Genomic DNA, 22270 nt, shown 5'->3' on the forward strand with positions numbered 1-22270 from the left:
GAAAAGCCGCCATCCGCGCCCTCAAACGCCACCTCTCCGACGTCCTCTACCACGCACTCCACACCGACCACCACCACTTGACATAGAAGCTTCCTTCGGCGTCGCTGCGCGATGGGCTCCGCCCACCCTTGACCCGGTGAGCCAACCGCTAAGGCAGCTGGGGATCGACGCGGGGGTGGGTGTGGGCGGTGGGGCCGCTCGCTTCGCGTCGCCGGGTGTCCGTGTGTGGTGGGCCTGCCGCTCGGCTTTTGTAGCTCTGTCAGGCGTTCAGGACTGTGCCGATTTCCACTGCGGCATCCTGTCCGTAGGCCTCCGCGATGCGCTTGAGGCCGTTCGCCTTGTCCAGGTGCCATTCCTGCGTGCCGATGGTTTCCAGCACCAGCACGGCGATGAGCGATCCCAGCTGCGCGGCCCGTTCCAGGCTCAGGCCACCGTGCAAACCGGCCAGGAAGCCTGCCCGGAAACCGTCTCCGACGCCGGTGGGGTCGGCTTTCGTGAGTTCCGGGACCGCGTCGATGTGCAGTGTCTCGGTGGGGCTGACGATCTCCACACCCTTTTCGCCGAGGGTGGTGATCCTCAGGCCGACGTGGTCCAGCACCTCGTCCTCGCCCCAGCCCGTCTTCTGGCGGAGCAGCTCCCACTCGTAATCGTTGGTGAACAGGTACTTCGCGCCCTCGACGAACGTGCGCGCCTGTTCCCCGTCCATCCTCGCCAGCTGCTGCGACGGGTCCACCGCGAACTCGTAGCCCCGCTGGCGGCACTCCTCCGCGTGCCGCAGCATGCCCTCGGGATCGTCCGGGCTGATGAGCACCAGGCCCAGCTCACCGACGCGGTCGGCGATCGGGCCGAGTTCGATGTTGCGGGCTTCGGCCATGGCACCCGCGTAGAACGTGGCGATCTGGTTGAGGTCCTCGTCCGTCGTGCACACGAACCGGGCGGTGTGCGCGACCTCCGACACCAGCACGCCGGACGTGTCGACACCGTGCCGCTCCAGCCACGAACGATAATCCGCGAAATCTTCCCCCACCGCGCCGACGAGCACCGGCCGCACGCCGAGCACGCCCAGGCCGAAGGCGACGTTCGCCCCGATGCCACCGCGCCGCACCACGAGATCGTCGGCGAGGAAGCTGAGCGACACCCGGTGCAGCTGGTCGGCGATGAGCTGGTCCGCGAACCTGCCCGGGAAGTGCATCAGATGGTCGGTGGCGATACTGCCCGACACCGCGATCCGCGCGTTGGATGGCACCAGTGCTCCCTGCTCTCGACACACGTGACGGCGCCGAAGTTAGCCCGTCAGAGTTAAATCGCCGCCGCGGGTCGACCCTACCGCCAGGTAAGGGTGTCGCACCGGGGGCCAGCGGCCTTAGCGTCCCCGATGTGCCCGTTAGGACAGAACCGGAAACCCTCGCCGACCTGATCGGTGACTGCGCCGACATCCCCGCCGAGCTGCGCGAACAGCACCGGCCCGTGCCTCCTCCGCCCACCCCACGGGGCTGGGCCGTCGACGAGGCCTGCCAGGCGCAGGTCGCCGGCCTGGACGGCTGAAAGACCCTCCGGCGGACACAAAGAACGGGCGCGGGCCACGTGCAGAACGTGGCCCGCGCCCGCCCAAAAACCTCAGGCGCCGCTCCGTCAGTGGAACGAGTCGCCGCAGGCGCAGGAACCCGTCGCGTTCGGGTTGTCGATCGTGAAGCCCTGCTTCTCGATGCTGTCGACGAAGTCGATCACCGCGTCCTGGACGTACGGCGCGCTCATCCGGTCCACGGCCACGCGCAGCCCGTCGAAGTCGCGGAACAGGTCGCCGTCCAGCTCGCGCTCGTCGAAGAACAGCTGGTAGCGCAGGCCGGCACAGCCACCGGGCTGGACGGCGATGCGCAGGTGCATGTCGTCGCGGCCCTCCTGCTCCAGCAGCGCCTTCGCCTTCGCCGCGGCCGCGGCGGTCAGGCTCACGCCGTGGGTGGCCTCGGTCTGCGGGGCGCCGGTCTCAGCGGTCGTCATGGCTCTCCCTCAGGTGTTGCTCTGTCGCGGGTACGGATGCCTCCTGCAATCAGTCAACATCGCCCGTCCCCGTCTTGTTCCACGCCGGGGCGTTCGACAACCATCGTCCCACATCTCACGACCGGGGGAACAGTTCCGCCGGTGCCTGCAATATCCTGGTCCCGTGAGGTTCCTACGCCGCAGTGGCACGACCACCGAAGACAGCCCCGAGACCGAGGCCGCCGAGGTGGCCGAAAGCGTCGAATCTCACACCCGGGGCTACACCCCGGGCAAGGGACGGGCGACGCCGAAACGCCGGGAGGCCGAGGGCAAGCGCCGCGGCCCGGTCGCGCCGCCGCCGCGCACCACGCGTGAGGCGATGAAGCGCAACCGCGAGCTGCGCAAGTCCAACCCGCAGACCAAGGAAGAGCGCCGCGCCGCCGCCAAGGAGCGCCAGGCACGCATGGCCGCGGGTGACGAGCGCTACCTGCTCCCCCGCGACAAGGGCCCGGTCAAGGCGTACGTCCGCGACCTCGTCGACTCGCGCCGCAGCCTCACCGGGCTGTTCATGCCGCTGGCGATCGTGGTGCTGCTCATCATGTTCTCGCCGTTCCCGCTGCTCCAGCAGTACGTGACGCTGATCTGCATGGTGCTGCTCGTCGCGATCGCGATCGAGGGCTTCTTCACCGGGCGCCGCGTCGCGCGCCTGGCCCGCGAGAAGTTCCCCAAGGAAGCCATCAACGGCCGGTCGCTCGGCTGGTACGCGTTCGTGCGCGCGAGCCAGATCCGCCGCCTGCGCATGCCCAAGCCCCGCGTGAAGCCCGGCGAGACGGTGCCCGACCCGAGGTAGTTAGTTAGCGAGACGAAAGAGCTACGCTGACGACATGGAATTCCGTCGTCTCGGCCGTAGCGGGCTCTCCGTCAGCGAGATCGCCTACGGCAACTGGCTCACCCACGGCTCCCAGATCGAGGAGGAGCAGGCCCAGGCCTGCATCAAGGCCGCGCTCGACGCGGGCATTTCGTTCTTCGACACCGCCGACGTCTACGCGAACACCGTCGCGGAGTCCGTGCTCGGCCGCGGGCTCGCCGGGCAGCGGCGCGAGAGCCTGGAGATCGCGACCAAGGTCTACTGGCCGACCGGCCCGAAGGGGCCCAACGACCGCGGCCTGAGCCGCAAGCACATCATCGAGTCCTGCAACGCGTCGCTCAAGCGCCTGCAGACCGACTACGTGGACCTCTACCAGGCGCACCGCTTCGACTTCTCGGTGCCGCTGGAGGAGACGTTCCTCGCCTTCGCCGACCTGGTCCGCCAGGGCAAGGTGCTCTACGTCGGCGTCTCGGAGTGGACCGCGGAGCAGATCACCCGCGGCGCGGAGCTGGCGCGCGAGCTGAAGGTGCCGTTCGTCTCCAACCAGCCGCAGTACAACATGCTGTGGCGCGTCATCGAGCCGCAGGTCATCCCGGCCTCCGAGCGCGAGGGGCTGAGCCAGATCGTCTGGTCGCCGATCGCGCAGGGTGTGCTCACCGGCAAGTACAAGCCGGGCCAGGCGGCGCCGGCCGGTTCTCGCGCCGCGCACGAGGCCACCGCCCAGTCGGTGCAGCGCTACCTGCGTGACGAGGTGCTGGAGCGCGTGCAGAAGCTGGAGCCGCTGGCCGCGCAGGCCGGGCTGTCGCTCGCGCAGCTCGCCGTCGCGTGGGTGCTGCAGAACCCGAACGTCGCCTCGGCGATCATCGGCGCCTCCCGGCCCGAGCAGGTGCACGAGAACGTCAAGGCCGCAGGCGTCAAGCTCGACGCCGACCTGCTGAAGGCGATCGACGACGTGCTCGACGGCGTCGTCGAGGACGACCCGCGCCTCACGCAGAGCCCTCGCTGAAAGTAGCTAGCCCAGGACCTGCCCCGCGACAACGAGGTCGTGCGGGTAGGTCACCTTGAAGTTCCGCTCCTCGCCGGGCACCCAGTGCACCGGCAGGTCGGAGAAACGCTCCATCACCGACGCCGTGTCCGTGCCCTCGAACCCCTCGCGGGCGGCCTGTTCGTAGGCCGCGAGCAGTGGTGCCGCCCGGAAACCCTGCGGCGTCTGCGCCCGTACGACCCGGCCCCGCGGCCGCGGGCCGAGCGTCTCGCCGTCCCCGGCGAACACGTCGTCCGCCGCCAGGCCCGGCATCGCCCCGCCGTGCTCGCGCGCCACGCGCAGGACCTCCGCGATCAGCTTCGGCGTGACCAGCGGACGGGCGCCGTCGTGCAGGAGGACGGCGTCGACCGAGCCGTCGGCGATGCGGTTTCCCAGGTGCCGCAAGGCGTTCAGCTCGGACTCCTGGCGCGTGCCGCCGCCGTGCACGACCTCGACGGGCACCTCCTGGTCGGCCAGCACCTCCTCGACGAGCTCCGCGTCCTGCGGGCGCGTGACCAGTACCAGCACCCCGATCCCGGGCACCGCGGCGAACGCCGACAGCGACCACGACGCGATCCGCCGTCCCGCCAGCGGCAGGTAGACCTTGTTGAGGTGCGCGCCCACGCGCGTGCCCGCGCCGCTGGCCAGTACCACTCCGGCCGCCGAAGGTTCTGTCACGGTGCCGAATCGTAGGCGCTAGGTTGACGTCGTGAGTCGACCCGCGTTCACCGACGTCCCCCAGCCCGACGAAACGGCCCGTGCCGAGGCACGGCGCCGGCACGCGACGCTCCTCAAGCCCGTCGAATCGCTCGGCAGGCTGGAGGAACTGGGCGCCTGGATCGCGGCGTGCCAGGGCGTGTGCCCGCCGCGGCCGTTCAAGCGGCCCCGGGTCGTGATCTTCGCCGGGGACCACGGGATCGCGGCGAAGGGCGTCTCGGCGTACCCGCCGGAGGCCACCGCGCAGTTCGTGGACGCGTTGCTCAAGGGCAACGGCGTGCCCAACGCGCTCGCGGAGGTCGCCAACGCGGGGTTGCGGGTGGTGGACGTCGCCGTGGACGCGGACACCGCTGTGCAGGAGTTCAAGGTGCGCCGCGGTTCCGGGTCCATCGACGTCGAGGACGCGCTGACCGACGAGGAGATCGAGGCGGCGCTGCGGGCGGGCGTGGAGGTCGCCAACGCGGAGGTCGACGCGGGCGCGGACCTGCTCGTGGCCGGTGACCTCGGGGTCGGCATCAGCACGCCGTCGGCGGTGCTGATCGCCGCGCTGACCGGCACCGAGCCGGTGGCCGTCGTCGGCAGGGGCTCGGGGATCGACGACAACGCGTGGATGCGCAAGGCCGCCGCGATCCGTGACGCGCTGCGCCGCGCCCGCTCGGTGCTGTCCGACCCGCTCGCGCTGCTGCGCACGTCGGCGGGGGCCGACCTCGCCGCCATGACGGGATTCCTCGCGCAGGCCGCCGTGCGCCGCACGCCGGTGCTGTTGGACGGCCTCGGTTCGGTGGCCGCCGCGCTCGTCGCCGAGGAACTGGTGCCGAACGCCCGCTCGTGGTGGGTGGCGGCCAGCCGCTGCGCGGAGCCCGCGCACGACCTCGCGCTGGAGCACCTCGACCTGAAACCGGTGCTGGACCTGAACATCCGGCTCGGGCAGGCGTCGGGGGCGCTGGCCGCGCTGCCGCTGCTGACGATGGCCGTGCGCCTGCTCACCGACGTCGCGACTTACGACGAGGCCGGGGTCGCGCCGCCGCAGTAGTCTGGGCGGGGACGGAAGGGGGCTGCCATGCCCGAGCAAGACCCCGACTACAGCGAATCCGGGGTGCCCAGCTTCGACTACGTCCGCGACCGCATCGAGGGCCGCTTCGCGACCGCGGCCGGTGCGACGGAACTGGCCGGGGAGACGCCGGAAGCCCAGTCGCTGGAGGAACAACTCGCCGACCGCGACCGCGCCGTGCGCGACAAGCTGGCGGAGATCCGCCGCTCGCTCGGCAAGGAGTGACCGCAGGCCGCTCGCGTAGGACAGCGGCTTTGGCGCACGGCTCCGCCTCTCATGGCGAAAGGGCCGCTCGCGCACCGGAACACCTCTCCACCCCGCCCGGCGGCAGCGGCCTGCTCGCCGCACACAGCGAAAGGCCGCCGCCCCTGCCGGGACGGCGGCCTTCGCGGTGGACAGCGTCAGGACAGCGGGTGCATCCAGCCGTGCGGGTCGGGGCGGGTGCCCTCCTGGATGCCGATCAGCTCTTCCCGCAGCTTCATCGTGAGCTCGCCGGGGTTGCCGCCGTTGACGAGGAACTCGCCGCCGGCGTGCTTGACCCGGCCGACGGGCGTGATCACGGCGGCGGTCCCGCACGCGAACACCTCCGTCAGCTCACCGGAGGCGGCGTCCTTCTCCCACTCCTCCGTCGAGATGCGGCGCTCCTCGACCTCGTGCCCGAAGTCGGCGGCCAGGCGCAGCAGCGAGCTGCGGGTGATGCCGGGCAGCAGCGAACCGCTCAGCTCGGGCGTGACCACCCTGGCGTCGGCACCGGAGCCGTAGACGAAGAACAGGTTCATCCCGCCCATCTCCTCGACCCAGCGCCGCTCGACCGCGTCGAGCCACACCACCTGGTCACAGCCCTCCTGCACGGCCTGCGCCTGCGCGAGGAACGAAGCCGCGTAGTTCCCGGCGCACTTGGCCGCACCCGTGCCACCCGGCGCGGCACGCACGTACTCCGTGCTCAGCCACACGCTCACCGGCTTGACGCCGCCCGTGAAGTACGAGCCCGCGGGCGACGCGATCAGCGAGTACAGGTACTCGTCGGCGGGCGCGTTCACGCCGAGGCCCACGGACGTCGAGATCATGAACGGCCGCAGGTACAGCGTGTCACCCGTGCGGGTGGGCACCCAGCGCCCGTCGGCGGCGATCAGCTCGTGCAGCGAACCGAGGAACAGCTCGTCCGGCAGCTCGGGCATCGCCAGCCGCCGCGCGGAATCGCGGAAGCGGGCCGCGTTCGCCTCCGGCCGGAACGCCGAGATCGAACCGTCCGGCTGGCGGTACGCCTTGAGGCCCTCGAAGATCGCCTGCCCGTAGTGCAGGACCGACGTCGCGGGGTCGAGCGTCACCGGCTCGTACGGCCGGAGCCCGGCGTCGTGCCAGCCCTGCTCGGCGGACCAGCGGACGGTGACCATGTGGTCGGTGAAGTAACGACCGAAGCCCGGCGCCGCCAGTACCTCCGCTACACGCTCCGCGGTGGCGGGAGACGGGTTCGGGGTACGGGTGAAGGGCAACGTGGTCGTCATTGCCACAGGATATCCTCTAGTCGGACGTCCGAGAATGTCCTCCTGCCCTAGGATTGCGCGGGTGACGGAAAACCGTGTGTCCGCCGGTGTCGGCTCCGACGTCCGCGCCCTGGTGGCCGCCGCGCTGCTCACCTACAGCTGCGGCGTGCTCCTGCTCGTCGGGTACCTCCTGCTGACCGTGTTCGGCGCGATCCTGGCCGCGGTCGGGGCGGTGTTCGGCGTCATCTGGTGGCGCAAGGTGCACGACGACCAGTTCTTCCCCGCCGGGCTGTCGACGAAGTCGGTGGTCACGCTCGTGGTGGTGGGCGGCGTGCTCACGCTGCTCGCGGCGCTGCTGGCCGCCTGACCACCAGCACTCCGAGCGCGAGCACGGCCAGCGCGAGCAGCAGGTCGAGCCCGGGGATCCAGGCGAGCAGCGTGATCGCGAGGGCCGCGCTGACGACCGAGCGCGCGTGCGGCAGGGTCAGCAGGCTCGTCACGAGCACTTCGGCCAGTGCCAGCGCCGCGGCGACGAGCAGTGCCTGAGCGGGCGCGAGGAACACCGCGCCGGCCGCGGCGAGCAGTCCACACAGGAGCGAGCCGGAGGGGCGTGGCAGTGCGCCGCGTGCCTCGGTGAGGGCGCCCAGCGCGGCGGGCACCGTGGCGATCACGACGATCCCGGCGAGCAGGGGTTCGATGGCCTGCCCGTCGACGGCGGCGAGCAGGTCCCGCAGCGGCGCGTCCGACAGCCCGAGCCGGACCGGGCCGAGCTGGTGGAGCGCCACGGCGCAGAGGACGGCCGCGACGACCACGGTCCCCGCGAGCCACCGGTCCGGCTTCTGCCTGGTGAGCAGCGGGAACAACACGGCCGCGGCGGCGAAGATCCCGGCGAACCCCGGACCCGAACCCACGCCACGCTCGGGCGCGATGGCCAAGCACAGCGCGACGAGCCCGGCCGCGCCGACCAGGAGGATGCCCAGCACCCAGCCCCGGACGAACCTCGGCAGCACGGCCCCGGCCCCATCCCCAGCGGCGACGATCACCACGACGGCGAGCGCCACCGGCACGCGGTACTGCGGCAGGAGGTAGGTGCCACAAGCGGAGGCGAACACCGGCACGAGGGCGAGCCGGGCGACGGTCCGGGCGGCGGTGAGGAGCGGGACCGCCCGCGGGGGGAGGTGGGTAGTGGCGGAGGGCCGGAAGGCCCGGCGGGCGGCGGGTCGGGGTGGCCGTGGGCCCGCGTCGGAGGGCGGGGGTTCTCGCCGGGCGCCGGAGGCGGGCGGGACTGCGCGCTCGCCGGAGGCGGGGGCCACGGCCTCGCCGGAGGGCGGTGCCAAGGCCTCACCGGACGGCGGTGCCTCTCGCGCCAGGCCGGAGCCGGGCGGGAGCGGGCCCTCATCGGAGGGCGGTGCGTCCGTCGGGGGTTCGTCACCGGCCACCCGGCGGGACAGGCGCGACCCCAGGCCCAGGCGGGCCAGCACCCTCGCGGCCGAGGGCCGCGTCGGGGTGCCGGGGCCAGCCGCAACACCACCAACACCACCCACCGCCACCCGGGGTGCGCACAGCGCCAGCAGGCCCGCCACCAGCGCGCCCGCCGGCAGCCACCACCCGCCGCCCGCCGCGCCCAGTGCCAGTGCGATCCCCAGCCCGGCAGCCAGCCGCACGGCCCATCACCTGCCTTTCTTGCCCCTCGATCGGCTCAATTAGCATGGCAAACGAAAATCCCACCGTCCGAACGCGCGCGAGGAGCCACCAGTGACCGTGCCGAAGTTTGCCCTGTACGAGAACACCGAGACGGCCCTGGGCAAGAGCAAGGCCGACGTGGTCGTGATCGGCACACTCCAGGGCGAGAAGGCACCCGTCCTCGCGCCCGGCTCCGAAGCCGTCGACGCCGCCTTCGACGGTGGGCTCGCGGGCCTGCTGTCCACTCTGGGCGCGACCGGCAAGGTCGAGGAGATCGTCAAGCTGCCGACGCTCGGCAAGCTCACCGCCGGCGTCGTCTACGCCGTGGGCCTCGGCAAGCCCGGCGACGACGGCACCGTCACCCCCGAACAGGTCCGCCGCGCCGCCGGGGCCGCGGGCCGCGCACTCGCCGGCACGGCCCGCGCGCTGTTCATGCCGTCCACCCTGGACCTGCAGGCCGCCGTCGAAGGCCTCGCGCTGGGCGCCTACAAGTTCACCGAGTACAAGTCCGAGCCCGGCGACGCCCCGGTGTCCGCTGTGGACTTCGTCCAGCCCGCCGACGGCACCGGCCGCGCGCACAAGGCCACCCTCAAGGCCGCCACCGCGATCGCCGAGTCCGTGATCATCGCGCGGGACCTCGTCAACACCCCGCCGAACGACCTGTTCCCCGCGTCCTTCGCCGACCGCGCCCGCAAGCTCGCCGAGGCCAACGACCTCGACTTCGAGGTGCTCGACGAGAAGGCGTTGAAGCGCAAGGGCTTCGGTGGCATCCTCGGCGTCGGCGGCGGCTCCTCGCGGCCGCCGCGGCTGGTGCGCGTGTCCTACAAGGGGCCGAAGGCCGCCAAGAAGATCGCGCTCGTCGGCAAGGGCATCACGTTCGACTCGGGCGGCATCTCCATCAAGCCCGCGGCCAACATGGACCACATGACCTCCGACATGTCGGGTGCCGCCGCGGTGCTCGCGTCGGTGGTGCTGGCCGCGAAGCTCAAGTACCCGCTGGAAGTCACCGCGCACATCCCGCTCGCCGAGAACCTCCCGTCCGGCACCTCGTACCGCCCCGGCGACGTGCTGCACATGTACGGCGGCAAGACCGTCGAGGTGCTCAACACCGACGCCGAAGGCCGCCTCGTGCTCGCCGACGCGATGGTCCGCGCGGCCGAGGAGAACCCGGACTACCTCATCGAGACCTCGACGCTGACCGGCGCGCAGGTGGTGGCGCTGGGCAACCGCACCGCCGGGATCATGGGCTCCGACGAGTTCCGCGACCGGGTCGCCGCGATCGCGCAGGCGACCGGCGAGGGCGGCTGGCCGATGCCGCTGCCCGAGGAGCTGCGGGCCGACCTCGACTCGAAGCTCGCCGACCTGGCGAACGTCACCGGCCACCGATGGGGCGGCATGCTCGCCGCCGGCCTCTTCCTGCGTGAGTTCGTCGCGGACGGGCTGCCCTGGGCGCACATCGACATCGCGGGCCCGGCGTACAACACGGGCGGCGCGTGGGGCTACACCCCCAAGGGCGGCACGGGCCTCCCGGTCCGCACGATCGCCGCCGTGCTCGCCGACATCGCCGCGAACGACTGACCCGCGGTGTGGCCCCTTCCTCCGGGGAGGGGCCACACCGATTGACTTTCGATAGATTCCAAGCGACACTCGATGCATGTTCGCCGTTCGCCGCGTGGTCGTGCCGCTCCGGATCTTCCTCGTCCTGTTGTTCGCGATCCTGGTGGTGTTCCAGACGCTGTCGCTGCCGGGGAAGTTCGCGTACGAGGCGAGGGAATCGCCGGACCAGGCGTACCTGCGCTGGCCCGAGACGGCGGTGTCGGTGTTCTGGGTGCTGTGCGTCCAGGTGGTGATCGTCTGCACGTGGCGGCTGCTGTCGCTGGTGAAGGAGGACCGCATCTTCAGCGAGGGCGCGTTGAAGTGGGTGGACGCGATCGTGGGAGCCATCGCCGCGGCGTGGCTCGTGCTGCTGGGCGTGTTCGTCTACGTCGGCCTCGTCGCCGACGACCCCGGAGCGCCCCTCCTGCTGTTGCTGCTGCTGGTGGGCGTGACCGTGCTGGGGCTGCTGATGGTGGTGATGCGGGCGCTGCTGCGCCAGGCCACCACGCTGCGCACCGAGCTGAACGCGGTGATCTGAGTGCCCATCGTCGTGCGGATCGACGTGCAGCTGGCCAAGCGCAAGATGAGCGTCGGGGAGTTCGCCGAGCGCGTCGGCATCACACCCGCGAACGTGGCCGTGCTCAAGAACGGGCGCGCGAAGGCCGTCCGCTTCAGCACGCTGGAGGCCATGTGCCGGGTGCTGGAGTGCCAGCCCGGCGACCTCCTCGAGTGGGTCGAGGACTGACGCGCGTCAGCCCTGGGCCCGCTTCTGCCGCTGCGTGTACTCGCGCATGCGCTTGGGGTAACCGATCTTGGCCACCTCGTACACCGGGATGCCGCGTTTCCGGCCGAAGTTCTGCGCCGCGTCCAGGCTGCCGATCCGCCGCCGGGTCCACTCGCCGTCGTGCGCGACCAGCACGATGGTGGTTTCGGTCACCGTGGTGCGGGGCTCCACGTAGGCCTCGACGCCCCGGCGGGCGGCTGCCCACTCCTCCAGGTGCCGCGTGTCGTCCCCGCTGGCCCCGCGCAGCGTGCCAGCCCTGCGCTTCCTGCGCAGCGAGTCGAACAGACCCACCCTCGACCACCCCATCTCCGACCGGTCCCACCCGCCATTATCCGGGCGTTCCGCGATGCGCCCAGCAACACACCCGGCTACCTCGCAACTCGCGAGTCCGTAGTGACAAGATGATGAGGGTTGCGACGTAACACCACGTTGAACCGGATGAAGACGAGCATCACCGACGAGCTCCTCGAGGAGAAGTGAAGTGAGCGACGCTGGCGCCGACCTGGTGATCCTTGGCGGCGGATCAGGCGGCTACGCGGCGGCCTTCCGTGCCGCCGAGCTGGGCCTTTCCGTGACCCTGATCGAGAAGGACAAGCTGGGCGGGACGTGCCTGCACCGCGGCTGCATCCCCACGAAGGCGCTGCTGCACGCCGCGGAGGTCGCCGATTCGGCGCGCGAGGGCGAGCAGTTCGGCGTCAAGACGATCCTCGAGGGCATCGACATCGCGGGTGTCCACAAGTACAAGGACGCGATCATCTCGCGGCTGTACAAGGGCCTGCAGGGCCTGGCGAAGGCCCACAAGGTCAACCTCGTCGAGGGCACCGGCACGTTCGTGGGCGGCACCACGGTCGAGGTCGACGGCCAGCGCTACACGGGCAAGCACCTGATCCTCGCCACGGGCTCGTACTCGAAGACCCTGCCGGGCCTGGAGCTGGGCGGCCGGTTCATCGCGAGCGAGGACGCGCTGTCGCTGGACTACATCCCGGAGAAGGTCGTCGTGCTGGGCGGCGGCGTCATCGGCGTGGAGTTCGCCAGCGTGTGGGCCTCCTTCGGGGTGGACGTCACGATCGTCGAAGCGCTGCCGCGGCTCGTGCCCGCCGAGGACGAGTTCGCCTCGAAGCAGCTGGAGCGCGCGTTCCGCCGCCGGAAGATCACCTTCAAGACGGGCGTGAAGTTCACCGGCGCGAAGCAGGACGACAAGGGCGTGAGCGTCTCGCTGGAATCCGGCGAGACCATCGAGGCCGACCTGCTGCTCGTCGCCGTCGGCCGCGGCCCCAACACCGCGGGCCACGGCTACGAGGAGGCCGGCGTCAAGATGGAGCGCGGGTTCGTGCTCACCGACGACCGGCTGCGCACCAACCTCCCGAACGTCTACGCCGTCGGCGACATCGTCCCCGGCCTGCAGCTCGCGCACCGCGGCTTCGCGCAGGGCATCTTCGTCGCCGAGGAGATCGCCGGCCTGCAGCCGCGCGCGATCGACGAGTCGGGCATCCCGCGCGTCACCTACTCCCACCCGGAGGTCGCCTCCGTCGGGCTCACCGAGGCCGCGGCCAAGGAGAAGTACGGCTCCGGGGTCACCACGTTCACCTACGACCTGGCGGGCAACGGCAAGAGCCAGATCCTCAAGACCTCCGGCGCCGTGAAGCTGGTCAAGGCGCCCGACGGCCCGGTCGTCGGCCTGCACATGGTGGGCGACCGGGTGGGCGAGCTGATCGGCGAAGCCCAGCTGATCTACAACTGGGAGGCGTTCCCGGAGGACGTCGCGCCGCTGATCCACGCGCACCCGACCCAGACCGAGGCCCTCGGCGAAGCACACCTTGCCCTCGCCGGCAAGCCGCTGCACGTGCACAGCTGACGTACCTGGGCAAGACGACAGACCACAGCAACAAGATTCAAAGGGAGTCAGCGAACGATGGCCTACTCCGTCACACTGCCGGAGCTCGGGGAGAGCGTCACCGAGGGCACCGTCACGCGGTGGCTTAAGCAGGAGGGTGACACCGTCGCGGTCGACGAGCCGCTGCTGGAGATCTCCACCGACAAGGTCGACACCGAGGTACCGTCGCCGGTCGCCGGCACGCTGCAGCGGATCGTCGCCAAGGAGGACGAGACCGTCGAGGTCGGCGGCGAACTCGCCGTGATCGACGACGGCACCGGCGGGAGCAGCGACTCCGGCGGTGACGTGGAGCGCGCCCCGGCCCAGCCGGAGGCCCAGCCCGAGCCCGAGCAGCAGTCCCAGCAGGCCGCCCCGGCGGCGCAGGAGTCCGCGCCGCAGGCGCAGCCCGCGCCGAGCGGGTCCGCGCAGGGCACCCCGGTGACCCTGCCGGAGCTGGGCGAGAGCGTCACGGAAGGCACCGTGACCCGCTGGCTCAAGCAGGTCGGCGACACGGTGGCGGTGGACGAGCCGCTGCTGGAGATCTCGACGGACAAGGTCGACACCGAGGTGCCCTCGCCGGTCGCCGGCACGCTGCTGGAGATCAGCGTGCAGGAGGACGAGACGGTCGAGGTCGGCGGGCAGCTCGCCGTCATCGGTGACGCCTCCGCCGCGCCCGCCCCGAAGGCTCCGGAGCCCCAGCCCGAGCCGCAGCAGCAGGCGCCCGAGCCCAAGCCGGAACCGAAGCCCGAGCCCAAGCCCGAGCCGAAGCCGGAGCCCACCCCGCAGCCCGCGGCTGCCGCCCCGGCGCCGCAGGCCCCCGCCCCGCAGGCGCCCGCGCCGAAGCCCGCGGCCGAGTCGCAGGACAACGGCAACGCCCCGTACGTCACGCCGCTGGTCCGCAAGCTCGCCACCGAGCACGGCATCGACCTGTCGACGCTGACCGGCAGCGGGGTCGGCGGCCGGATCCGCAAGCAGGACGTGCTCGCGGCGGCCGAGGCCAAGCAGAAGCAGCAGCAGGCCGCGCCCGCCGCCCCGGCGGCGAGCACCCCGGCTCCCGCGGCCCAGCGCCCGAGCGCTCCGGCCCCCGAGGAGTCGGCGCTGCGCGGCACGGTGCAGAAGGCCAGCCGGATCCGCCAGGTCATCGCGCAGCGCACCCGCGAGTCGCTGCAGACCTCGGCGCAGCTGACCCAGGTGTTCGAGGTGGACGTCACCAAGATCGCCCGGCTGCGGCAGCAGGCGAAGGGCGCGTTCGCCGAGCGCGAGGGCGTCAAGCTGACGTTCCTGCCGTTCTTCGCGAAGGCGACGGTCGAGGCGCTCAAGCAGCACCCGAACATCAACGCCTACCTCAACGAGGACACCAAGGAGATCACCTACTTCGGCGAGGAGCACCTCGCCGTGGCGGTCGACACCGAGCGCGGCCTGCTCTCCCCGGTGATCCACAACGCGGGCGGGCTGAACCTGGCCGGGCTCGCCAGGGCGATCGCCGACGTCGCGTCCCGCACGCGCGCGAACAAGATCAAGCCGGACGAGCTGTCGGGCGGCACGTTCACCATCACGAACCTGGGCAGCAACGGCGCCCTGTTCGACACGCCGATCATCAACCAGCCGCAGTCCGGGATCCTGGGCGTCGGCGCGGTGGTGAAGCGGCCGGTCGTGGTGACCGACGCCGACGGGCAGGACACCATCGCCATCCGGTCGATGGCGTACCTGGCGCTGACGTACGACCACCGCCTCATCGACGGTGCCGACGCCGGCCGGTTCCTGACCACGATCAAGCACCGCCTCGAGGAAGGCCACTTCGAGGACGAGCTGGGTCTCTGACGTCCCACCGGAAAGGGGGCGTGTCGTCGGTGACGGCACGCCCCTTTTCCTGTCTCCGCCTAAGCTGAGGCCATGCGTGTCCTCGTCGCGGGTTCCCGCGGGCTCATCGGTACTGCCCTGGTCTCGGCGCTGCGGGAGGCCGGGCACGAGGTGCGGCGGCTCGTGCGCGGCAGCGGTGAGTACACGTGGGACCCGCCGTCGGGCCGCATCGACGAGGCCGCGCTCAAGGGCGTGGACGGCGTGGTGAACCTGTGCGGGACGCCGCTGGTCGGGCGGTGGAGCGCGGCGCGCAAGCAGATGATCGCGGACAGCCGGATCGAGCCCACCGAGGTGCTCGCCGAGGCGGTCGCGGAGCACCGAATTCCCGTGCTGCTCAACGCATCCGGCGTGCACTACTACGGCGACGGCGGGGACGCCGAGCGCGACGAGACCGCACCCCGCGGCGAGGGTTTCCTGGCGCACCTGTGCGAGGCGTGGGAGGCCGCGACAGCACCGGCCGCGCGGGCGGGCGCGCGGGTGGTGTACCTGCGGACGGGGCTCGTGCTCAGCCGTCGCGGCGGGCTGCTGGGGCCGCTCAAGCCGCTGTTCAAGCTGGGCCTGGGCGGGCGGATCGGCAGTGGCAGGCAGTACCAGGCGTGGATCAGCGAGCAGGACGAGGTCGGCGCGATCCGGTTCCTGCTGGAGCACGAGAGCGTGGCCGGGCCGGTGAACCTGGTCGGCCCCGAGCCGGTGACCAACGCGGAGTTCACCAAGGCGCTCGGGCGGGCGCTGCACCGGCCCGCGCCGTGGTGGGCTCCCGCGGCCGCGCTGAAGCTCGCGCTCGGCGAAGCCGCGGACGAGCTGGCGTTGTCCTCGGTGCGTGCGGTGCCTTCGGTGCTGCGGCGGGCGGGTTACCGGTTCACACACTCCACTGTGGACGAAGCGATGGCGGCGGCGCGGTGATCCGCGTGCTCGGCGCCGGGCTGGGTTTCCTCGGCCTGTTCGTCGCGCTGGGCATCGCCGTGGCCCGGCACCCGCTCGCGGTCGACCTCGCCGTCACCGGCGCGTTCCAGGGCTGGTGGCGGGGACCGGTCGGCACGGCGACCTCGGTCGTGAGCAACCTGGTCGGCCTCGTGCTGCCGGCCGCGGTGATGCTCGGCGTCCTCGTCGGCGTGGTGCTGGCGTGGTACCGGGGGCTGCGGGCGGAGGCGTGGGTCGCGGCGCGGGTGCTGGTGGTGTTCGGCGTCGCGCGGCTCACGAGCTGGGTCGGCAAACCGATCTTCCTGCGTGAGCGGCCACGGCAGTACGCGGAGTTCAGCTACCCGAGCGGGCACGTGGTGGCGATCGCGAGCGCGGGGTTCGCGGTGGTGCTGCTGTGCCGGTGGCTCGCGCCCGCGCTGACCCGCCTGGCCCTGGTGGTGTCGGCCGTGGCGACCGTGCTCGTGGCGCTGACCCGCCTGGTCCTCGGCGTGCACTGGCTCAGCGACACCGTGGGTGCGGTGCTCGGCGTGCTCGGCATCGGGCTGCTCGTCGCGGCTGTGCTGCGGCTCCTACCGGGACCGGTGTCGGCGTCCGCGCCCGCGGCGTAGCCTCACGGTTGTGAGGATTTCCTGCCGTGCCACCACCGAGCCGGTCGACGTCCGTCCGATCGGCACCATCGACTACCTCGAAGCCTGGGACCTGCAGCGGGAGTGCGCGAACGCGCGTGCGGACGGCACCGGCCCCGACACGATGCTGCTGCTGGAGCACCCGTCGGTGTACACCGCGGGCAAGCGGACGCAGCCGGAGGACCGGCCCGCCGACGGCACCCCCGTCGTGGACGTGGACCGCGGCGGCAGGATCACCTGGCACGGGCCCGGCCAGCTCGTCGGCTACCCCATCGTCAAGCTCGCCGACCCCATCGACGTCGTGCACTACGTGCGGCGGCTGGAGGAGGCGCTGATCCGCGTGTGCGACCAGTTCGGGGTGCACACCGGGCGCGTCGAGGGCCGCAGCGGCGTGTGGGTGCCCGCCGACGACCGCGGGCCGGAGCGCAAGATCGCGGCGATCGGCATCCGCGTGCAGCGCGGCGTGACGATGCACGGGTTCGAGCTGAACTGCGACGCGGACCTGAGCGCGTTCGACAAGATCGTGCCGTGCGGCATCCGGGACGCGGGCGTCACCTCGCTGTCCTGGGAGCTGGAGCGGGACGTGACGGTCGAGGAGGCGCTGCCGCTGGCGCGCGACGCCGTGCTGGCCGCGCTCGACGGCGAGCTGGCCGTGAGCGACCGCTGGCTCGCGCGGCCGGAGGCGCCCAGCGCCCCCGGCGTCACCTTCGCACTGCAGTCGTGAAAAAGGAGGCGGCCCCGCGCAGGGGCCGCCTCCTTCTCTTTCAGGACAGCTGCGGCAGCACGTCCGAGGCGATCAGCTCCAGGTGGGCCAGGTCGCCGAGGTCGAGGATCTGCAGGTACACGCGGGTGATCCCGGTTTCCTCGCGGTAGCGGCCGATCTTGTCGACCACCTCGGCGGGCGAACCGGCCAGCCCGTTCTCCTTCAGCTCCGGCACCTCCCGGCCGATGGCCGCGGCGCGGCGGGACACCTCGGCGTCGTCGGCGCCGACGCAGGCGACCAGCGCGAGCGAGCGCGTGATCTCCTTGGGGTCGCGGCCGATCTCGCGCGCGGCGGCGTCCACGCGCTCGAACTGGGCGGCGGCGGTGGCGGCGTCGGCGAAGGGCAGGTTGAACTCGTCGGCGAACCGGGCGGCCAGCGCGGGCGTGCGCTTCTTGCCGGTGCCGCCGATGATCACCGGCGGGCGCGGGGTCTGCGCCGGCTTCGGCAGCGCGGGCGCGTTCTCCAGGCGGTAGTGCTCGCCGGAGAAGCTGAACGTCTCGCCCTCGGGCGTCTCCCACAGGCCGGTGATGATCTCCAGCTGCTCGCCGTAGCGGTCGAAGCGCTCCTTGGCCGGGGGCAGGTCGATGCCGTAGGCGGTGTGCTCGGCCTCGAACCAGCCCGCGCCGAACCCGAACTCGACGCGGCCGCCGGACATCTGGTCCACCTGCGCGACGGAGATCGCGAGCACCGAGGGGTGCCGGAAGGTGGCCGAGGTGACGAGCGTGCCGAGGCGGATGCGCCGCGTCTCGCGAGCGAGGCCGGCGAGCGTGAGCCACGCGTCCGTCGGGCCGGGCAGGCCCGAAACGCCGCCCATTTTCAGGAAATGGTCAGAGCGGAAAAACGCGTCGAAACCGGCGTCCTCGGTCGCTTTGGCGACGCGAAGCAGGTCGTCGTAACTGGCCCCCTGCTGGGGCTCCGTGAAGATCCGTACGTCCACGAAAACAAGATTAGATTCCGGTGGGCTTGGTCGCCGGTGCGGGTAGCGGAACCTGAGGGGCTCCCTCGCTCCGGGATCGCCTCGTCATGACCGCCAGGTCACCACCTCGGCGCTGTCCTCGCGACGAAGCCCCTCAGAACCCGCGGCGGCGCAAGCTCGTCGCGTGGCGAAGCGGCCCCGCCGCCCAACTGCCCTAATCGGTGCGGCGGACCCGCGTGAGGAGCTGGACGATCACGGTCTCGACCTCGGCCCCGACCTTCTTCGGGTCCGGGGAGCTCGCGATTTCCGTCGCCGCGGAGGAGAGGGCGCCGAACAGCAGGCGTGCGGTGATCTCGACCGGGACGCTGTCCACCTCGCCCGCCTCGATGAGGTCCTCCAGGCTCGACCGGATCAGCCCGAAGCTCGCCCTGTCCTCGGCCTCGCGCCAGCGCTCCCAGCCCATGACGACGGGACCCTCGTGGATGGCGATGCGCTGGTACGACGGGTCGAGGCAGCTGGAGATGAACTCACGCAGCCCGGCGAGCGCGCGCTCCCACGGCGGCTCCGGGCCGCGCATGATTTCTTCCAGCCTGCCGAAAACCGCGCTTTCCACCTGTGCGAACGCCGCTTCGAAAAGCGCCTGCTTTCCGCTGAAATGGTGGTACAGCGCGCCTTTGGTCACCCTGGCCCGCTTCGCGACCTCGTCCAGCGACGTGCCCGCGTACCCCCGCTTGGTGAACAGTTCGACCGCGCTGTCCACCAGTGCCGATCGAGTGGACTCCGAATAGTCGAGTCGCCTGGACCGCATTGTCACCACCACCACAGCTTACGCCAGCCCTCCCTTTGACATACCCGTGGTATGTTCGACATACCGACAGTATGGAGCAGACTCGGAGTATGGGGGCTGAACTCATGAGCTGGACCGACTTCCACCGGCGGCGCGAGGTCGCCGACGCGGTGTTGCGGCGGGCCGCGCGCGATCCCCGCGGGCCGCTGCCCTTCGCCGAGGTACCCGGCGCACGCGAACTGTTCGGCACCGAGGAACAGCTCGTGCTCGCGCTGCAGTACCGCTGGAGCCAGGTGCTCGGCGGGCACCTGCGCACGGAGTTCGAAAGCGAGCCCGAGGACCACGTTGACGCGGTCACCCGCGCCTGGCACGAGGCCACCCGCCGGAACCGCACGTTGCGCGCGGTGCTCGACGCCGCCGCCGAGCGGCACCCCGCGCTGCGCCGCGTGCAGGAGGCCGAGCAGCGGATGCTCGCCGTCGCCGCGGGGCTGGCCGAGCCCGGCGAACCCGTCGAGGAGCTGACGAAGGTGGGCGCGGCGTTCACCGCGCTGCTCCGGCACGGGCCGGAGCTCCCGGCGCCGCGCCGCAACCCGCTGGGCCAGCTGCTGCGCATGCTCGCGCCCACCGCGTGACGTGGTGTCTACTACCCGGTATGCCGTGGACCGAAGCTGACATACCGGACCAGTCCGGCCGCACCGCGTTGATCACCGGCGCGAACTCCGGGCTCGGGTTGCAGAGCGCGAAGGCCCTCGCCGCGAAGGGGGCCCGCGTGCTGCTCGCGTGCCGGTCCGCGGAACGCGGGGCCCAGGCGCTGCGCGCCGTCCAGGAGGTGGCGCACACGGAACCACGGCTGATCACGCTCGACCTGGCGGACCTGTCGTCGGTCCGCAAGGCCGCCGCGGAAGCCCGTGAGGACGGCGCGCTGCACCTCCTGATCAACAACGCCGGCCTGATGGCCACCCCGCACGGCACCACCGCCGACGGCTTCGAGCTGCAGTTCGGCACCAACTACCTCGGTCACGCCGCGCTGACCTGGCTCTTGATGCCCGCATTGCGCGAAGGCACCGACGCGCGCGTCGTGACGCTCACCAGCATCGGCGCGTTCGGGGCGCGGCTGCACCTGGACGACCCTAACTTCGAGCACCGGCGGTACAACGCCGCCGCGGCGTACGGGCAGTCGAAACTCGCCAACCAGGTGTTCGCGCTGGAGCTGGACCGGCGGCTGCGGGCCGCGGACGAGGACATCCGCAGCGTCGCGGCCGCTCCCGGCTACACGGCCACCGGACTGGGTTCCGCGATGGCCGCCTCGTACTCCAGCGTCCTGGTGCGCAAGGCGCTGCGCGCCGCGTTCAAGATCGGGGACGTCGTGCTCGCGCAGAACGTGCGGCGGGGTGCGCTCCCGCAGCTGTACGCGGCGACGGCGCCCGAGGTCAACGGCGGGGACTACGTCGCGCCGAAGACGTTCCAGATGCGCGGGGAGCCCGTGATCATCCAGCCCGTGCGGCCCGCGCTGGACCGGGCGACCGGGGCCGCGTTGTGGGCGCGGACGGCCGAGTTGACCGGGATCACGCCGGACCCGATGTAGTGGTCCCGGCGCGTAGTCTGGGGGGCGTGACTGTTGCGCCTGAAGGTCGGAAGCTGCTGCGGCTCGAGGTCCGCAACGCCGAGACCCCGATCGAGAAGAAGCCGTCCTGGATCAAGACCCGGGCGAAGATGGGCCCCGAGTTCACCGAACTCAAGGGCCTGGTGCGCCGTGAGGGCCTGCACACCGTGTGCGAGGAAGCGGGCTGTCCCAACATCTACGAGTGCTGGGAAGACCGCGAAGCGACGTTCCTGATCGGTGGCGACCAGTGCACCCGGCGCTGCGACTTCTGCCAGATCGACACCGGCAAGCCCGCCGCACTGGACCGCGAGGAGCCGCGGCGCGTCGCGGAAAGCGTGCAGGCGATGGGGCTGCGTTACTCGACGGTCACGGGTGTCGCGCGTGACGACCTGGAGGACGGCGGCGCGTGGCTGTACGCCGAGACGGTCCGCCAGATCCACGCGCTGAACCCGGGCACCGGCGTCGAGCTGCTGATCCCCGACTTCAACGCCGACCCCGCGCAGCTGGCCGAGGTGTTCTCGTCGCGGCCGGAGGTGCTGGCGCACAACGTCGAGACCGTGCCGCGGATCTTCAAGCGGATCCGCCCCGGGTTCCGGTACGCGCGTTCACTCGAAGTGATCACGAAGGCTCGCGAGGCGGGGCTCGTCACCAAGTCGAACCTGATCCTCGGTATGGGGGAAACCCCTGAGGAGGTCGAGCCCGCGATGCGTGACCTCGTGAACGCGGGCTGCGAGATCCTGACGATCACCCAGTACCTGCGCCCGTCGGTGCGGCACCACCCGGTCGACCGGTGGGTCAAGCCGGAGGAGTTCGTCGAGCATTCGCAGGTCGCGGAGTCACTGGGCTTCGCCGGGGTCATGGCCGGTCCGCTGGTGCGCTCGTCGTACCGGGCGGGTCGGCTGTACGCCCAGACGAAGCGGCACCGCGGTGAGCCGCTGCCGGAGAACCTGGCGCACCTGGCCGAGGCCGGGCCCGCGGCACAGGAAGCCAGCAGCCTGCTGACCCGCTGATTTCAGGGTTCGTCCCGGAAGCCCCTCCCCGCCGGGTTCGCTAGGTTGGACCGTGCGACACCGACAAACCGGACAGGGGGAGCTACAGCGTGATCACCGACATCCTGAACTGGCTGCAGAACCTGCCGCAGCCGGCGCTCGTCGGCGCGACGGGGCTGCTCGTGTTCCTCGAGTGCACCATCGGCCTCGGCTTCCTCGCGCCCGGCGAGTCGGGACTGCTGATCGCCGCGACGACCGCGCACACCGTGCCCCGGTTCCTGATCCTGTGGGGTGTGGTCACGGTGTGCGCCACGGTGGGTGACTCGATCGGTTACACGATCGGGCGTCGCTGGGGGCCGCGGCTGCGGGAGACGAAGCTGATCCAGAAGCACGGCCTGGACGCCTGGGACCGGGCGACGGGCATCCTGCAGCGGCGGGGCGCGTGGGCGGTGTTCTTCGCGCGGTTCCTGCCGGTGATCAGGACGCTGACGCCCGCGGCGGCGGGCACGTCGGGGCTGCCGTTCCGGAAGTTCCTCCCCGCGGCCTTCGCGGGCGCGATGTGCTGGTCGGCGCTGCACATCAGCATCGGCGTGGCGCTCGGCGAAGCGGCGAAGCAGATCGAGAGCGTCATGAACACCGGCGGGCTGATCGTGCTCGGGGTGCTGGTGCTCGTCGGGCTGTTCTTCCTGCACCGCTGGCGGAAGAAGCGCTCCACGGAGGACACGAAGCAGAAGGACGTCGTCTGAGG

Annotated in this window: 26 protein-coding genes; 18 read left to right on the forward strand and 8 right to left on the reverse strand. The window is 71.6% G+C overall.

The window, feature by feature from the left end; translation table 11 throughout:
- Positions 1-259: 259 nt before the first annotated feature.
- Complete coding sequence (locus BMZ92_RS04055) at positions 260-1246, reverse strand: carbohydrate kinase family protein (protein ID WP_091504360.1); 987 nt, start codon at positions 1244-1246, stop codon at positions 260-262.
- A 131-nt stretch (positions 1247-1377) separates the two neighbouring features.
- On the opposite strand from BMZ92_RS04055, the gene BMZ92_RS37245 reads away from it, so the two are divergent.
- Complete coding sequence (locus BMZ92_RS37245) at positions 1378-1545, forward strand: hypothetical protein (RefSeq protein ID WP_177228537.1); 168 nt, start codon at positions 1378-1380, stop codon at positions 1543-1545.
- Between the two features lie 87 nt (positions 1546-1632).
- Here the strand turns inward: BMZ92_RS37245 and BMZ92_RS04060 are convergent, their stop codons facing one another.
- Entirely contained in the window at positions 1633-1998 is a 366-nt protein-coding gene (locus BMZ92_RS04060; protein WP_091504361.1) for a HesB/IscA family protein, read from the reverse strand.
- 163 nt (positions 1999-2161) lie between these two features.
- Here BMZ92_RS04060 and BMZ92_RS04065 point away from each other — a divergent pair, with 163 nt between their 5' ends.
- Positions 2162-2827: a DUF3043 domain-containing protein gene (locus BMZ92_RS04065; protein ID WP_177228538.1), complete on the forward strand. Its 666-nt coding sequence runs from the start codon at positions 2162-2164 to the stop codon at positions 2825-2827.
- A gap of 34 nt (positions 2828-2861) precedes the next feature.
- Positions 2862-3851: an aldo/keto reductase family protein gene (locus BMZ92_RS04070; RefSeq protein ID WP_091504362.1), complete on the forward strand. Its 990-nt coding sequence runs from the start codon at positions 2862-2864 to the stop codon at positions 3849-3851.
- 6 nt (positions 3852-3857) lie between these two features.
- On the opposite strand, the gene BMZ92_RS04075 is transcribed toward BMZ92_RS04070, so the two are convergent.
- Complete coding sequence (locus tag BMZ92_RS04075; RefSeq protein WP_091504363.1) at positions 3858-4523, reverse strand: IspD/TarI family cytidylyltransferase; 666 nt, start codon at positions 4521-4523, stop codon at positions 3858-3860.
- A 55-nt stretch (positions 4524-4578) separates the two neighbouring features.
- Between BMZ92_RS04075 and cobT the strand changes: the two genes are divergently transcribed.
- Together cobT and BMZ92_RS04085 are read left to right on the forward strand one after the other, a co-directional pair.
- Entirely contained in the window at positions 4579-5619 is a 1041-nt protein-coding gene (cobT, locus tag BMZ92_RS04080) for a nicotinate-nucleotide--dimethylbenzimidazole phosphoribosyltransferase (protein WP_091504364.1), read from the forward strand.
- Between the two features lie 27 nt (positions 5620-5646).
- Complete coding sequence (locus BMZ92_RS04085; RefSeq protein ID WP_091504365.1) at positions 5647-5862, forward strand: hypothetical protein; 216 nt, start codon at positions 5647-5649, stop codon at positions 5860-5862.
- Positions 5863-6038: 176 nt separating this feature from the next.
- On the opposite strand, the gene BMZ92_RS04090 is transcribed toward BMZ92_RS04085, so the two are convergent.
- Positions 6039-7142 (reverse strand): branched-chain amino acid aminotransferase, encoded by a 1104-nt coding sequence (locus BMZ92_RS04090; RefSeq protein WP_091504366.1) that lies wholly within the window; start codon positions 7140-7142, stop codon positions 6039-6041.
- A gap of 61 nt (positions 7143-7203) precedes the next feature.
- Here BMZ92_RS04090 and BMZ92_RS04095 point away from each other — a divergent pair, with 61 nt between their 5' ends.
- Positions 7204-7488, forward strand: a complete 285-nt coding sequence (locus BMZ92_RS04095) for a hypothetical protein (RefSeq protein WP_245782890.1) — start codon at positions 7204-7206, stop codon at positions 7486-7488.
- On the opposite strand, the gene BMZ92_RS04100 is transcribed toward BMZ92_RS04095, so the two are convergent.
- Entirely contained in the window at positions 7457-8785 is a 1329-nt protein-coding gene (locus tag BMZ92_RS04100; protein WP_091504368.1) for a hypothetical protein, read from the reverse strand. The genes BMZ92_RS04095 and BMZ92_RS04100 overlap by 32 nt on opposite strands.
- 91 nt (positions 8786-8876) lie before the next feature.
- Here BMZ92_RS04100 and BMZ92_RS04105 point away from each other — a divergent pair, with 91 nt between their 5' ends.
- The 3 genes from BMZ92_RS04105 to BMZ92_RS04115 all read left to right on the forward strand — a co-directional run bounded on the left by BMZ92_RS04105 (position 8877) and on the right by BMZ92_RS04115 (position 11145).
- Complete coding sequence (locus tag BMZ92_RS04105; protein WP_091504369.1) at positions 8877-10382, forward strand: leucyl aminopeptidase; 1506 nt, start codon at positions 8877-8879, stop codon at positions 10380-10382.
- 76 nt (positions 10383-10458) lie between these two features.
- Positions 10459-10938 (forward strand): DUF2975 domain-containing protein, encoded by a 480-nt coding sequence (locus BMZ92_RS04110; RefSeq protein ID WP_091504370.1) that lies wholly within the window; start codon positions 10459-10461, stop codon positions 10936-10938.
- Positions 10939-11145: a helix-turn-helix domain-containing protein gene (locus BMZ92_RS04115; protein ID WP_091504371.1), complete on the forward strand. Its 207-nt coding sequence runs from the start codon at positions 10939-10941 to the stop codon at positions 11143-11145.
- 6 nt (positions 11146-11151) lie between these two features.
- Here BMZ92_RS04115 and BMZ92_RS04120 read toward each other — a convergent pair whose 3' ends face one another.
- A complete protein-coding gene (locus tag BMZ92_RS04120) occupies positions 11152-11490 on the reverse strand; it encodes an oxidoreductase (protein ID WP_091504372.1) in 339 nt (112 codons plus the stop codon).
- A gap of 175 nt (positions 11491-11665) precedes the next feature.
- Between BMZ92_RS04120 and lpdA the strand changes: the two genes are divergently transcribed.
- The 5 genes from lpdA to lipB all read left to right on the forward strand — a co-directional run bounded on the left by lpdA (position 11666) and on the right by lipB (position 17188).
- On the forward strand, positions 11666-13039 hold the full coding sequence (lpdA, locus tag BMZ92_RS04125) for a dihydrolipoyl dehydrogenase (RefSeq protein ID WP_091504373.1): 1374 nt from the start codon (positions 11666-11668) through the stop codon (positions 13037-13039).
- Positions 13040-13096: 57 nt separating this feature from the next.
- Complete coding sequence (gene sucB / locus BMZ92_RS04130) at positions 13097-14878, forward strand: 2-oxoglutarate dehydrogenase, E2 component, dihydrolipoamide succinyltransferase (RefSeq protein WP_091504374.1); 1782 nt, start codon at positions 13097-13099, stop codon at positions 14876-14878.
- Positions 14879-14950: 72 nt separating this feature from the next.
- Positions 14951-15820, forward strand: coding sequence for a TIGR01777 family oxidoreductase (locus BMZ92_RS04135; protein WP_091504375.1), 870 nt, complete (start codon positions 14951-14953; stop codon positions 15818-15820).
- Positions 15817-16446: a phosphatase PAP2 family protein gene (locus BMZ92_RS04140; RefSeq protein ID WP_091504376.1), complete on the forward strand. Its 630-nt coding sequence runs from the start codon at positions 15817-15819 to the stop codon at positions 16444-16446. The genes BMZ92_RS04135 and BMZ92_RS04140 overlap by 4 nt, the downstream gene beginning before the upstream one ends.
- 16 nt (positions 16447-16462) lie before the next feature.
- Complete coding sequence (gene lipB, locus BMZ92_RS04145; protein WP_177228558.1) at positions 16463-17188, forward strand: lipoyl(octanoyl) transferase LipB; 726 nt, start codon at positions 16463-16465, stop codon at positions 17186-17188.
- Positions 17189-17228: 40 nt separating this feature from the next.
- On the opposite strand, the gene BMZ92_RS04150 is transcribed toward lipB, so the two are convergent.
- Both BMZ92_RS04150 and BMZ92_RS04155 read right to left on the reverse strand, forming a co-directional pair.
- Positions 17229-18164 (reverse strand): LLM class F420-dependent oxidoreductase, encoded by a 936-nt coding sequence (locus tag BMZ92_RS04150; RefSeq protein ID WP_091504378.1) that lies wholly within the window; start codon positions 18162-18164, stop codon positions 17229-17231.
- Positions 18165-18357: 193 nt separating this feature from the next.
- Complete coding sequence (locus tag BMZ92_RS04155; RefSeq protein WP_091504379.1) at positions 18358-18951, reverse strand: TetR/AcrR family transcriptional regulator; 594 nt, start codon at positions 18949-18951, stop codon at positions 18358-18360.
- A 104-nt stretch (positions 18952-19055) separates the two neighbouring features.
- Here BMZ92_RS04155 and BMZ92_RS04160 point away from each other — a divergent pair, with 104 nt between their 5' ends.
- The 4 genes from BMZ92_RS04160 to BMZ92_RS04175 all read left to right on the forward strand — a co-directional run bounded on the left by BMZ92_RS04160 (position 19056) and on the right by BMZ92_RS04175 (position 22268).
- Positions 19056-19562 carry a hypothetical protein gene (locus tag BMZ92_RS04160; RefSeq protein WP_091504380.1) on the forward strand — a complete coding sequence of 169 codons (507 nt, stop codon included), beginning with the start codon at positions 19056-19058 and terminating at the stop codon, positions 19560-19562.
- A 20-nt stretch (positions 19563-19582) separates the two neighbouring features.
- On the forward strand, positions 19583-20515 hold the full coding sequence (locus BMZ92_RS04165) for an oxidoreductase (protein ID WP_091504381.1): 933 nt from the start codon (positions 19583-19585) through the stop codon (positions 20513-20515).
- Between the two features lie 26 nt (positions 20516-20541).
- Complete coding sequence (gene lipA / locus BMZ92_RS04170) at positions 20542-21543, forward strand: lipoyl synthase (protein WP_091504382.1); 1002 nt, start codon at positions 20542-20544, stop codon at positions 21541-21543.
- Positions 21544-21632: 89 nt separating this feature from the next.
- The gene (locus BMZ92_RS04175; protein WP_091504383.1) at positions 21633-22268 is read left to right on the forward strand and encodes a DedA family protein; all 636 of its coding nucleotides are present in this window, start codon (positions 21633-21635) and stop codon (positions 22266-22268) included.
- Positions 22269-22270: the final 2 nt, after the last annotated feature.

Source organism: Amycolatopsis sacchari (assembly GCF_900114035.1).
Taxonomy (GTDB): domain Bacteria; phylum Actinomycetota; class Actinomycetes; order Mycobacteriales; family Pseudonocardiaceae; genus Amycolatopsis_E; species Amycolatopsis_E sacchari.